Raw genomic sequence first — 13,073 nt, forward strand, 5'->3', positions numbered from 1 at the left:
GCTGCGCTCCGTGCGCCTTGCGCTTCATCCCGCTCGCTCATTTCTTCAGCGTCTCCCTAGCGATCGGCGCGCCGTCCGTCCATCTCGCGCAATTTGCGATAGAGCGTGGCGCGGCTGATGCCCAAGCGCTTGGCTGCCGCCGTGCGGTTGCCCCGGCTCGCGGCGAGCGCCCGCTCGATCGCAGCGCGTGACAGGGTTGCCAGTTCGAAGATCTCTTCCCGCCCTTGCGGCAGGGAGGGGGACATGCCGGCCCGTGACCGCAACGCCATCGCCAGCCCCTCTGGCAGCGCCTCCCAGCCGATCACCGTCTCGTCCTCATCGACCAGGGCTGCGGCCACGCGCAGGGCCTGTGCGAGTTCGCGCACGTTGCCGGGCCAGGCATAGGACGCAAAGGCTGCGACCACCTCGGGTGCGAGCCGCAAGTCTCGATCCGGCGCGCAAGCGCGCAAGATGCGTTCCACCAGGGTGGGCAGGTCGCTGCGCTCGCGCAGCGGCGGCAGGGTGAGCGTCAGACCCGCCAGCCGGTAATAGAGATCGGCGCGGAATCGCCCCGCCTCGACCTCGGCCGGCAGGTCGCGGTGCGTGGCCGCGATCAGGGAGAACTCGACGCGCACCGGCTTGCCGCCCAGCGGCACCACTTCCTTCGTTTCCAGCACCCGCAGCAATCTTCCCTGCAGCGCGAGCGGCATGTCGCCGATCTCGTCGAGAAAGAGCGTGCCGCCGTGCGCCTCGCGGATGCGCCCGAGGCTGCCTTCGCGGCGCGCACCGGTATAGGCGCCCGGTGCATAGCCGAAGAGCTCGGCCTCGATGAGCGCTTCGGGCAGTGCAGCGCAATTGACCGCCACGAACGGCTCGTTGCGCCGCGGTGAGCTGCGATGAATGGCTTGGGCGAAGAGCTCCTTGCCCACGCCGCTCTCGCCGCGCAACAGGATGGGGATGTCGCGCCCGGCCAGACGTCTTGCACGCTCGACGGTTTCATGCAGCCGCGCATCGCCCGTATCCAGTTGCGCGAGCGCATCGTTTTTGTCTTTTGGGGTGGGGGATCGCATCATTACCCGTGCTTGCCGTCCTTCGAACCGGGCATAGAGAGGCCGTCCCCTTGTATCGTGGAGGCACACCGGACCATCACCGCGCACGCCCCGGGCTGCAGGTCGCAATAACTCTTCCAGAGTGCGCGTTCCCAGGTCTTGTGTCTGCAAGCAAAGGAGGCGTCGTGCTGCCGTATTCGCGGCCATGATGCGCCCATCTTCGGCGACGCAGAGAATGGCATCGTCTACGAATCCACCCAGCGCCCATGGGTCACGATGCAAATGCACCCGAAGACCCCGGTGTCGTGAAACGATCGCATGATTCTCGATGAGCCGCGCAGCCGTCGCCACCAGCGCTTTGGTATGTGGATGATGGTCGTGCCAATCGCAGGAGACGTCCAGCACCAAGGCGAGTCGCCCGGTACCGTCGAAGACGGGAGCGGCCGTGCAGGCGAGGAACTCGTTGCAGCTCAGATAGTGCTCCGGACCCAATACCTCGATCGGCGCTTTTTCGGCGATCGCAGTGCCTACGGCATTCGTGCCGCGTATCCGCTCGTGCCACAGCGCTCCACGGGTCAAATGGACCCGCTGGGCACGGTCGAGGAAAGAAGAGTCCCCCAGTGCTTCCACGATCAAACCCTGGGTATCGGCGATGATGAGTACGCTGCGACTCTCGTCGAATCCCCCAAACACACTCTCCAGCACGGGGCGGGACAGCTGCATCCATTCCTCGACTGACTCACGTGCCTGCTCGAGTATGGGCGTTTCTACTATCCCCTCGTCGGGGGGCAGGAGACGCTCGGCCGGAACGCGCTGCTCACGACAGCGTTGCCATGAATGCAGAATGGGCTCGGCCAAGGGAAGGGCAGGGAACTCCCCCTGCTCGAGAAAAATCCGCCTGGCCCGACGGACGGATTCGGGAAACAGCTCGATCTCCATCTCCTCCTCCTTGCATGCGCGACGGTGTTGCACATTGAGACTCTTGTCTCGGTCCGTCGTCGCAACTTGCGACATTTTTTCCGGTTTTCTGGTCCTGATGCCTTTTCGTGAGAACGCAATCGTGGGGAAACGGCTGTTGGCATGAACCTTGCTATATCAATTTTGCCGATGCTGTGATTGATCGGCATGATTCAGGAAATTTTATCTCTACTACTACTTTTGGAGGAGAATGCCATGAGTTTGCTGAATTATCTCCAACTGGCCGATCGCACCGATGGTTTTTTCATTCCTTCGGTAACCCTCGTCGGCCCTGGATGTGTCAAAGAAGTCGGGCCAAGGGCCAAGATGCTGGGCGCGAAACGGGCGCTGATCGTCACCGACGCTGGGCTGCACAAGATGGGGTTGTCGCAGGAAATTGCCGACCTGCTGCGCAGCGAGGGGATCGACAGCGTGATTTTCGCTGGTGCCGAACCCAATCCAACTGACATCAATGTCCATGATGGTGTAAAAGTCTATCAGAAAGAGAAGTGCGATTTCATCGTGTCCCTGGGTGACGGATCCTCGCACGACTGTGCCAAGGGCATCGGGCTGGTCACCGCGGGAGGGGGGCATATCCGTGACTATGAAGGGGTCGACAAATCCAAAGTGCCGATGACCCCTCTGATCGCCATCAACACCACCGCCGGTACCGCCTCGGAGATGACCCGCTTCTGCATCATCACCAACACCGATACCCATGTGAAGATGGCCATCGTCGACTGGCGCTGTACCCCGCTGGTGGCGATCGACGATCCTCGTCTGACGGTAAAGATGCCCCCCGCGCTTACCGCTGCCACGGGCATGGACGCCTTGACGCACGCGGTCGAGGCTTACGTGTCCACTGCGGCCACGCCCATCACCGATGCCTGTGCCGAAAAAGCCATCGCCCTCATTGGACAGTGGTTGCCCAAGGCCGTAGCCAATGGAGACTGGATGGAGGCTCGCGCCGCCATGTGTTATGCCCAGTATCTTGCGGGCATGGCGTTCAACAATGCCTCGCTCGGTTACGTCCACGCCATGGCGCACCAGCTCGGCGGTTTCTACAATCTGCCGCATGGTGTGTGCAACGCCATCCTGCTGCCGCACGTCTGCCAGTTCAACCTCATCGCAGCCACTGAACGCTACGCCCGCATCGCTGCCTTGCTGGGTGTCGAAACGTTGGGCATGGAGATGCGTGAGGCTGCCTTGGCGGCAATCGATGCCATCAAAACGCTGTCTTCGTCCATCGGTATTCCCCGAGGCTTGAGCGAGCTGGGAGTAAAAGCGGCCGATCACAAAGTCATGGCCGAGAATGCGCAAAAGGACGCCTGTATGCTCACCAATCCACGCAAGGCCACGCTCGAGCAGGTAATCGGTATCTTCGAGGCGGCCATGTGAACCGTTCGTACGGTATCCTGACAAAGAATTGCATTTATCTATGTATATACTAATTTGATGTATACGCCACTCGAGAGGTGGCGACCAATTCATCCACCCAAGAGGAGACCCGAAGATGCTCTACCCCTTCCCTGGCGCCGCGGGCGCCCCGGTCCAATTCAAGGCAAAATACGACAACTTCATCGGCGGCAAATGGGTGCCGCCGGTCAAGGGGCAGTATTTCGACAATATCACCCCCATCACCGGCAAGGTATTCTGTCAGGCGGCACGTTCCACGGCCGAAGACATCGAGCTCGCGCTCGATGCTGCGCACGCGGCCAAGGACAAATGGGGCAAGACCCCGCCGGCCAAACGCGCCCAGGTATTGCTTGCGATCGCCGATCGCCTCGAGCAGAACCTGGAAAAACTCGCCTATGCCGAGACGGTGGACAACGGCAAGCCGATCCGCGAGACGCTCAACGCCGACATTCCCCTCACGATCGACCACTTCCGCTATTTTGCCGGTTGTATCCGTGCCCAGGAAGGCACGATCTCCGAGATCGACGAGAACACCGTCGCCTACCATTTCCACGAGCCGCTGGGCGTGGTCGGTCAGATCATTCCCTGGAACTTCCCCATCCTGATGGCGGCTTGGAAACTCGCCCCGGCGCTCGCGGCCGGCAACTGCGTCGTGCTCAAGCCGGCCGAGCAGACGCCCACCAGCATCATGGTACTCATGGAGCTCATCGCCGACCTCATTCCGCCGGGTGTGGTCAACGTCGTCAACGGCTTCGGTCTCGAGGCGGGCAAACCGCTAGCCACCAGCCCGCGCATCGCCAAGATCGCCTTCACCGGCGAGACCACCACCGGGCGGCTCATCATGCAGTACGCCAGCCAAAACCTCATCCCGGTCACGCTCGAGCTCGGCGGCAAATCGCCCAACATCTTCTTCGAGGACGTCGCCGCGGCCGACGATGACTTCTTCGACAAGGCGATCGAAGGCATGGTGCTCTTTGCCTTCAACCAGGGCGAAGTGTGCACTTGCCCCTCGCGCGCGCTCATCCAGGAATCGATCTACGACAAATTCATGTCCCGTGCGCTCGAGCGCGTCAAGGCGATCAAGCAGGGCAACCCCCTCGACACCGAGACGATGATCGGGGCGCAGGCTTCCTCCGAACAATTGGAGAAGATCCTTTCCTACCTCGACATCGGCAAGCAAGAGGGGGCGCAGTGCCTCATCGGCGGCGAACAGGCGAAACTGCCCGGTGAGCTCGCCGGTGGCTATTACGTCAAGCCCACAATCTTCAAAGGGCACAACAAGATGCGCATCTTCCAGGAGGAGATTTTCGGTCCCGTGCTGGCGGTCACCACCTTCAAGGACGAAGCCGAGGCGCTCGCGATCGCCAACGATACCCTCTACGGCCTGGGCGCGGGCGTGTGGACGCGCGACGGCAGCCGTGCGTATCGCATGGGCCGCGGCATCCAGGCCGGACGGGTGTGGACCAACTGCTACCACCTCTATCCGGCGCATGCGGCGTTTGGCGGGTACAAGCAGTCCGGTATCGGGCGTGAAAACCACAAGATGATGCTCGATCACTATCAGCAGACGAAGAACCTGCTGGTGAGCTACTCGCCGAAGAAACTCGGTTTCTTCTGACAAGGATGGGAAGGGAGGAGATCTCCTCCCTTCCCGTTCGATCGATACTCGAGGAGCGAATCATGAAAGCCGCCGTTTTGGTCAAGCACCGCGATCCCCTCAAAATCGATGAGCTACCCACCCCCAAACCCGGGCCCGATGATGCCATCCTCAAGGTCGAGGCTTGCGGCATTTGCCGCTCCGACTGGCACGCCTGGCAGGGTGACTGGTCGTGGATCGGCATTTCTCCCGATCTACCCATCGTGCCTGGGCACGAGATCGGTGGCGTGGTGGAAGAGGTCGGCAGCAACGTCAAGCGCTACCGCAAGGGGGACGCCGTTACCGTCCCGTTCCATTCCGCCTGCGGCCATTGCGAGTACTGTCTCAAAGGGCAACCGAACATCTGTGAGAACGTAGTCATTTTCGGGCTGAGCACCGGCTACAACGGCGGCTATGCGCAATACGTGCTCGTGCGCAACGCCGACTTCAACCTCATCCGCCTGCCTGAGAATATCGACGGCAAGACGGCCGCCGCCATCGGTTGCCGTTACATGACCGCCTACCATGGCGTGGTACGTGCTGGCGGCAAACCAGGTGACTGGGTGGCGGTGCATGGAGCGGGAGGCGTGGGATTATCCGCAGTACAGATCGCTGCGGCTTTGGGCAAGAACGTGATCGCCGTCGACATCGACGATGCCAAGCTCGAAAAGGCCAAACAGGAAGGGGCAGTCGCCGTGGTCAATGCTAAGCGCGAAAAAGTGCCCGAGGCGATCAAGGAGATCACCAAGGGCGGAGCGCATGCCAGTATCGAGGCGTTGGGCGTACGCGAGACGACGACCAATTCCGTGCTTTCACTGCGCCGTGGTGGCCGGCACGTGCAGATCGGGCTCACCACCAAGGAAGAGGGTGGGATGGTGCCTCTACCGGTGGATCTCTTCACGGCGATGGAGCTCGAGTTCGTGGGCAGCTTCGGCAATCCGCATCCCGACTACGCCGGACTGCTCGCGCTCATCGCACAAGGCAAACTCAACCCGAAGTCACTCATCAGCCGCGAGGTGGCACTCGAGGAAGTCAACGATGTTTTTCGGGCGATGAGTGAATTCAAGACGATGGGTTTCCACGTCATCACGCGTTTCTGAAAAACTTTTGGAGAATGTGCCATGCCGAAATTCCTCATCGAACGAGACATCCCTGGAGCTGGTTCGCTCACGCCTCAAGAGTTGTGCGCGATTTCACAGAAATCCTGCGGGGTCCTACGCGACATGGGGCCCCAGATCCAATGGGTCCATAGCTATGTCACAGAAAACAAGATCTATTGCGTCTACATCGCTCCCGACGAGGCATCCGTACGAGAACATGCTGCAGCCGGAGGGTTTCCCGCCAATGTCGTCAGTCGAATCTCGAGCATGATCGATCCGACCACGGCCGGCATCTAAATCAAAGTATTTGGAATGGGCCCATTCGGGCCCACAGGAGAGGGGACATGGCAGAGACGAGCTCGAAGGTGCCCCACGATCCGCCGCCCCAGGTGATCGCCACGCCGGCGGCACTGGAACTCATCGAAAAACTCCGCAAGAAGTACGGACCCGTGATGTTTCATCAATCCGGCGGCTGTTGCGACGGATCTTCCCCCATGTGTTATCCGCAAGGGGAGTTCATCGTGGGTGACAACGATGTCCTGCTCGGCGAGATCGGCGGGGCGCCGTTCTACATCAGCAAGCCGCAGTTCGACTATTGGAAACATACCCAGCTCATCATCGATGTCGTACCCGGCCGCGGTGGCATGTTCTCCCTGGAAAACGGCGAAGGAGTGCGTTTCCTCGTACGCTCGCGGCTGTTTAGCGATGAGGAATACGCCGCCCTGCAAGCAGCCGGCAAAGTGTGAGTATCGTTGCCCTGCAACAAATCCCATTTCGTTTGCCCCTCTTGACCACGTATCGGAGTTCCTCTAGTATCTTCCCCATACGATAACAAACGTTCATCGCACCATCATTCGATATTGCGATGCAACAAAAGGAGGGAGGAGTGGCGACGACGGCCGAAGCCGCGCGCAGGGTTGCGCTGCGCTGTGAAAACGTCAATCGCTGGTTCGGCGGCCTGCATGCGCTCAAGGGCCCCGATCTGGCGATCTTCCAGGGCGAAATCTTCGGGTTGGTGGGGCCGAACGGCTCCGGCAAGACCACCCTCGTCAATACCGTCACCGGGTTTTACCCGCCGCAGAAAGGGCGGGTGTTCCTGTTCGACGAACAGATCAACGGGCTTCCCCCCTATCGCATCGCGCAAAAGGGCGTGGCGCGCACCTTCCAGAACGTCGCGCTCTTTCGTGGCCTCACCGTGCTCGACAACATCCTCGTGGGGCGTCACATCCACATGCGCCCGAGCGCGCTCGCCACGCTCGGCTACTGGTGGTGGGCGAAGAAAGAGGAGGTGGCGCACCGCGCCAAGGTCGAGGACGTGATCGACCTCCTGCAGCTCGAGGACGTGCGCGACGAGCCCGTCGACGTCATCCCCCTGGGGCTGCAAAAGCGCGTCGAGCTCGCCCGGGCGCTGGCCGCCGAGCCGCGGCTGCTGGTGCTCGACGAGCCCATGGCCGGTATGAACCAGGAAGAGAAAGAGTACATGGTGCGTTTCATTTTGGATGCGCACGAGGATCTCGGCCTCACCATCCTCATGATCGAGCACCACATGGACGTGGTCACCTCGATCTGCCACCGCGTGGCGGTGTTCAACGACGGCGTGAAGATCGCCGAAGGGCCCCCGCGTGAGACCATCAACGACCCGGCCGTCGTGGCCGCCTACATCGGAGCGAGCGATGCGGCCTGACGATCTGCCTCTAGCCTTGCCCTGGCGTCCCCACGATTGGCGCAAAGGGGACCACCTGCTCGCGCTGCTCGCCGCCAACGCCTCGAGCCATCCGGCCGAGATCGCCATGCGCGAACGCGACCGCGGCATCTGGCGCGAATACACGTGGCAGGATTATCACGACACGGTGCTCGCCTTCGCCGCCGGTCTCGAATCGCTTGGCGTGCGCCCCTTCGAGGTGGTGCAGATCGTCGGCGACAACCGGCCGGCGCTGTATTTCGCCATGGTCGCGTTGGGGGCCTTGCGCGCCATCGCCTCGCCAGCCTATCCCGACGCCACGCCCGACGAGATCGCACTGCTCGCCGAGCGCGAAGACGTGCGCTGTGCCGTCGTCGAAGACCAGGAGCAGGTCGACAAGCTGCTGCAGCTGGAAAAGGAGCACGGCGAACGCTACCGGCTCATCGTCTACGACGACCCGCGCGGTCTGGCGGGCAAGATGCCCGAGCGTTTCGTCGCCTTCGCCGAGGTCGTCGCACGCGGGCGTGAGCGGCTCGCCGCCGATCCCTTGCTGCGCCAAGCGCTGCTCGAACGTCCCTCGGCACACGACGTGGCCGTTTTGCTGCACTCCTCCGGCACCACCGGCACGCCCAAGGGGGTGCCGCTCAAGCACGGCCATGTGCTCTCGGCGGTACGCAACGCCGCACAGGCGGGTTATTTCCAGAATGGCGACGTGCACGTCGCCTACCTGCCCATGGCGTGGGTGGGCGACTACATCTTCTCCATCGGGGCGGCCTTCGCCCTGCGTTTCGCGGTGAACATTCCCGAGCGGCAGGAAACGGTGATCCGCGACCTGCGCGAGATCGCCCCCACCGTCTTCTTTTCTTCGCCGCGTGCCTGGGCCGGCATGATCACCCGCATCCAGGTGGGCATGGACGAATCCACCCCGCTCAAGCGCCGACTCTACGAGCATTTCATGGCCTTCGCCATCGAGCTCGAACGGCGACGCCTGGCCGGCGATCCGCCTTCGTTCGGTGCGCGGCTGTGGCGGGCGTTGGGCGAGTGGATGATCTATGGCCCGATCAAGGACCAGCTGGGGCTTGCCCGCGTGCGGCGAGCCTACACCGCCGGCGAGGCGATCGGTGAAGACGACTTCCTCTTCCTGCGCGCGCTCGGCGTGCCGTTGCGCCAGTTCTATGGCCAGACCGAGAACTGCGCCCTGTGCGCCGCCCAGTCGGCCGACGACGTCAAGCTGCACACCGTCGGGCGGCCCTTCCCCGGCGTGGAGGTGAAAATCGCCGACAGCGGCGAGATCCTCGTGCGCGGCGACAACGTCTTCGACGGTTACTACGACAATCCCAAGGCGAGCGAAGAGGCCCTGGAAGACGGGTGGTTGCACACGGGCGATGCCGGCTACTTCGAAGAGGATGGTTCGCTCGTCGTGCTCGGGCGCCTGTCGGAAGTGGCCTACACCGCCTCCGGCGAGCGCTACGTCGCCACCTACATCGAAAACCGCATCAAGTTCAGCCAGTACGTCAAGGACGTCTGCGTCATCGGCGAGAACCGTCCCTTCCTTTCCGCCATCGTCTGTATCGACCTCGAGGCGGTGGGGCACTGGGCGGAGGAGCACGGCGTGCCTTACACCTCCTATGCCGACCTGTCGCAGAAGCCCGAAGTCTACGATCTGGTCGCCGGGGTCATCGCGCACGTCAACCAGGTGCTGCCGTCGGGACTTCGCATCCGCCGTTTCGTCAACCTGCACAAGCCCTTCGACCCGGACGACGGCGAAGTCACCCGCACGCGCAAGCTGCGCCGCAAGGTGATCTACGAGCGCTACGCACCCATCCTCGAGGCGCTCTACGATCCGGCGCGTCACGAGATCGACTTCCAGGCGACGATCACCTACGAGACCGGCGAGACCGGCGTCATCGCCCGCCGTCTGCGGCTCCACGACGTCGCCCCGGCGCAGGGAGAGTGAGATGGATTTCTTGTTTCTGGCCGAACTCTTCGTCAATGGCCTGAGCACCGGGCTCATGTACAGCCTCGTGGCGCTGGGCATCACCCTGATCTACAAGGCGAGCGGCGTGCCCAATCTGGCGCAGGGGGCAATGGTGATGCTCTCGGGCTATCTCGTCTGGGCCGTGGTGAGTCTTCTTTCCTGGCCGCTGTGGCTGGCGATCGCGCTCGCGGTGGTGGGCATGTTCCTCTTCGGTCTGGCCACCGAGCGCTGGCTGCTGCGCCGCATGGTGGGCCAGCCGGTCATCATGATCGTCATGCTCACGCTCGGTCTGGACATCTTCCTGCGGGGTTTCGTGCCCGGACTGCTGGGTGCGGCGCCCAAACGGCTCGACCTGGGCATCGGTCTTGCGCCCATCATCGTGGCCGACGTCTTCGTCAACCGCGCCTACCTCGTCGGGGCGATCGGCGCCATGGTACTCATCGCCGCGGCCATGCTCTTTTTCCGTACCCGGCTCGGCACCAAGCTGCGCGCGGTCTCGGACGATCACGTCGCCAGCTGGGCCGTGGGTATCTCGGTGGAGCGCGCGATCGGCATCTCCTGGGGCATCGCCGGCGTGGCCGCCGTGGGGGCCGGTACCGTCTGGGGTTCGGTGCAAGGAGTGGACTGGACCCTGTCTGCGTTGCTCTTTCCCGCCATCGCCGTGGTGATCCTGGGCGGCATCGACAGCCTGCTCGGCGTCTTCGTCGGCGGGCTGGTGGTCGGGGTGCTCGGCTCGGTGATTCCCGGCTATCTCGATCCCATCGTCGGCGGCGGCACGCGCGACGTCGTCACTTCCGTGCTGATCGTGCTCACCATCCTCTTCCGGCCCTACGGCATGTTCGGTCGCGAAGACATCGAGAGGGTCTGACCCATGTTCTACCGTCTCTCCGGCGTCCACCATACCCGCTACGAAGACACGCGTCGGCTGTGGCCCATTCCTGCCGACCGGCGGCTGGTGGCGGTGCTCTTCCTGCTCGCGCTCAGCGCCCCGCTGTGGCTCTCCGAGCTCTACCTGCAAAACTACCTCCTGCCCTGGCTCATCTGGAGTGCGGCCACCCTGTCGCTGACGCTGCTCATGGGGGTGGCGGGGCAGCTGCACTTCGGCTACGCCGCGGTGATGGCCATCGGGGCCTATTCGGCGATCCACCTCGTGCGCTTGGGGGTGCCCTTCGAGCTCGCCTTCATCGGGGCAGGGCTCGTCGCGGCGGTGATCGGTTGCCTTTTTGGGGCGGCGGCCCTGCGCGTCAAGGGGCTCTACCTCGTGATGGCCACGCTCGCCATGCAGTATCTCGTCGACTGGGTGATCGTCAATGTTCCAGCGATCTCGGGCGGAGCGCACGCCACGCTGCAGGCGCCCGAAGCCCGCGTGCTCTTCTTCTCCTTCGCCGATGGGCTCACGCGCTACTACTTCGCCTTTTTCTGGGCGGTGTTCATGACGCTTTTCCTGCTCAACACCAAGCGCACCAGTTTCGGGCGGGCCCTGGTGGCCATCCGCGACAAGGATTACGCCGCCTCGGTGATCGGGGTGAGCCCCTTCAGGTACAAGCTGCTCGCCTTTTTCTCCAGCTCGTTTTTCGGCGGCATGAGCGGCGCGGTGCTGGCGTTCTGCTTCTACCGGGCCGTGACGCCGGAGCAGTTCGGGTTCAACGTCTCGACCCAGCTCGTGGCCATGGTGCTCGTCGGCGGCCTGGGCAGCGTGATCGGCGCCTATCTCGGCGCGGCCTTCGTGCTGCTCACGCCGATGATCCTCTCCAACGGCATCGCGGCGCTTTCTGATGCCGGCTGGCTGTCGGTGTCGGCAAACCTGCTCGCACACCTGCCGCTCATGATCTACGGCGCGCTCATCATCGGTTTTCTGCTCGCGGAGCCGCTGGGGCTGGCGAAGATCTACGACAACATGCGCAATTATTTCCTCGTGTGGCCGTTCAAGCACTCGCGGCGCTGACGGAAATTTCAGGTGGTTCATTACGACGACAAGGAGGAGACACGATGAAGAAGACGTTCAAGAAAGGCATGATCGGGGCGCTGTTCGCCACGGCCGCCTTGGCCGCCGCGCCGGCGCTGCAAGCGCAGGAGACGGTGAAATTCGGCCTGTTCCACGATTTCACCAAGGTCTACACGTTCGTGGCCGACGAATTCAGCCAGGGGCAGCGCGACTACCTCACCCTCATCAACGAGGAGGGCGGCATCAAGGGGCAGAAGTTCGAGGCCATCGTGCGCGACCATGGCAACGAACCGCAGCGCGGCCTGGAGCTCTACAACCGCGCGCGCGAGGAAGGGGCGATCTACTTCATGTTCCTGAGCACGCCGGTGGCCAACGCCGTCGTACCGCGGGCGCTGCAGGACAAGGTGGTGCTGGGCACACCGCTGCACGGGCGCGGTGACGCCATGGTGGGCGAGACCTTCCCTTACGTCTTCCCCATGATGGCCAGTTACTGGTCGCAGGCGGCGCGTCTGCTCAAGTACGTCGAGGACACTCAAGGCGGGCTCAAGGGCAAGAAAATCGCCCACGTGCACATCGACACTCCCTTCGGGCGTGAGCCGCTCCCCATCCTGGAGAAACTCGCCCAGCAGAAATCCTTCGAGCTGCGCGCCTTTGCCTATCCCAGCCCCGGCAATGAACAATCGGCCGTGTGGTCCGACGTGCGCCGCTACCGTCCCGACTACGTGCTGATCTGGGGCGCGGGCAACTCGCAGATGGTGTCGGTGCGCGAGGCGGTGCGCAACGGCATCGATCCGTCCAAGATCCTGTCGGTCGTCTGGCTCACCGAGACCGACATGAAGAACATTGGCGAGAGCACGGCCATCGGCGTCAAGCGCGTCGAAGTGGTGCAGCCCGGCCGCGATCATCCCATCATCCAGCGCATCCTCGACAAGGTCTACAAGGCCGGCAAGGGCGCCGGACCGGAAGCGCGGGTAGGCAACACCTACTACAACTATGGCGTGGCCGACATGGTGATCGCCACCGAGGGCGCGAAACTGGCGCTGGAAAAATTCGGCCCGCCGCTCACCGGCGAGAAACTCAAGGCTGGCATGGAGATGATCCGCGATCTCGACACCAAGGGCTTCATGCCGCCGGTAACGATCACGCCGCAGGATCACCAGGGTGGCGGCCAAGCGCGCGTGTCGCAGTGGGATGGCAAAGCCTGGGTTCCGGTGAGCGACTGGGCCGCGGCCTACCAGGACGTGGTGTGGGAGGAAGCCCGCGCGAGCGCGGCGAAGTTCAGCCAAGCGAAATGAGGATGGCCGGCGCCGGGGCCTTCCCGGCGCCGTACAG

Annotated in this window: 11 protein-coding genes; 10 read left to right on the forward strand and 1 reads right to left on the reverse strand. The window is 63.0% G+C overall.

What is annotated here, in order from left to right; translation table 11 throughout:
• Positions 1–56: 56 nt before the first annotated feature.
• Positions 57–1,967 (reverse strand): sigma-54-dependent Fis family transcriptional regulator, encoded by a 1,911-nt coding sequence (locus H607_RS12690; protein ID WP_037990306.1) that lies wholly within the window; start codon positions 1,965–1,967, stop codon positions 57–59.
• Positions 1,968–2,201: 234 nt separating this feature from the next.
• Between H607_RS12690 and mdh the strand changes: the two genes are divergently transcribed.
• From mdh to H607_RS0110440, 10 genes are all read left to right on the forward strand, one after another.
• Entirely contained in the window at positions 2,202–3,383 is a 1,182-nt protein-coding gene (mdh, locus tag H607_RS0110395) for an iron-dependent methanol dehydrogenase (RefSeq protein WP_211218551.1), read from the forward strand.
• A 115-nt stretch (positions 3,384–3,498) separates the two neighbouring features.
• Positions 3,499–5,019 (forward strand): aldehyde dehydrogenase, encoded by a 1,521-nt coding sequence (gene adh, locus H607_RS0110400; protein WP_028875382.1) that lies wholly within the window; start codon positions 3,499–3,501, stop codon positions 5,017–5,019.
• A gap of 62 nt (positions 5,020–5,081) precedes the next feature.
• Positions 5,082–6,137, forward strand: coding sequence for a zinc-dependent alcohol dehydrogenase family protein (locus H607_RS0110405; RefSeq protein WP_028875383.1), 1,056 nt, complete (start codon positions 5,082–5,084; stop codon positions 6,135–6,137).
• 21 nt (positions 6,138–6,158) lie between these two features.
• Entirely contained in the window at positions 6,159–6,434 is a 276-nt protein-coding gene (locus H607_RS0110410) for a DUF4242 domain-containing protein (RefSeq protein WP_028875384.1), read from the forward strand.
• Between the two features lie 47 nt (positions 6,435–6,481).
• Positions 6,482–6,883 carry a DUF779 domain-containing protein gene (locus H607_RS0110415; RefSeq protein WP_028875385.1) on the forward strand — a complete coding sequence of 134 codons (402 nt, stop codon included), beginning with the start codon at positions 6,482–6,484 and terminating at the stop codon, positions 6,881–6,883.
• Positions 6,884–7,023: 140 nt separating this feature from the next.
• Positions 7,024–7,821: an ABC transporter ATP-binding protein gene (locus H607_RS0110420; RefSeq protein ID WP_028875386.1), complete on the forward strand. Its 798-nt coding sequence runs from the start codon at positions 7,024–7,026 to the stop codon at positions 7,819–7,821.
• Entirely contained in the window at positions 7,811–9,775 is a 1,965-nt protein-coding gene (locus H607_RS0110425) for an AMP-dependent synthetase/ligase (RefSeq protein WP_028875387.1), read from the forward strand. Before H607_RS0110420 ends, H607_RS0110425 begins: the two co-directional genes overlap by 11 nt.
• 1 nt (position 9,776) lies before the next feature.
• Complete coding sequence (locus tag H607_RS0110430) at positions 9,777–10,664, forward strand: branched-chain amino acid ABC transporter permease (RefSeq protein WP_028875388.1); 888 nt, start codon at positions 9,777–9,779, stop codon at positions 10,662–10,664.
• 3 nt (positions 10,665–10,667) lie between these two features.
• Complete coding sequence (locus H607_RS0110435) at positions 10,668–11,741, forward strand: branched-chain amino acid ABC transporter permease (RefSeq protein ID WP_028875389.1); 1,074 nt, start codon at positions 10,668–10,670, stop codon at positions 11,739–11,741.
• A gap of 44 nt (positions 11,742–11,785) precedes the next feature.
• A complete protein-coding gene (locus tag H607_RS0110440) occupies positions 11,786–13,036 on the forward strand; it encodes an ABC transporter substrate-binding protein (protein ID WP_028875390.1) in 1,251 nt (416 codons plus the stop codon).
• Positions 13,037–13,073 lie beyond the last annotated feature (37 nt).

This window comes from Tepidiphilus margaritifer DSM 15129 (genome assembly GCF_000425565.1).
Classification (GTDB): Bacteria; Pseudomonadota; Gammaproteobacteria; order Burkholderiales; family Rhodocyclaceae; genus Tepidiphilus; species Tepidiphilus margaritifer.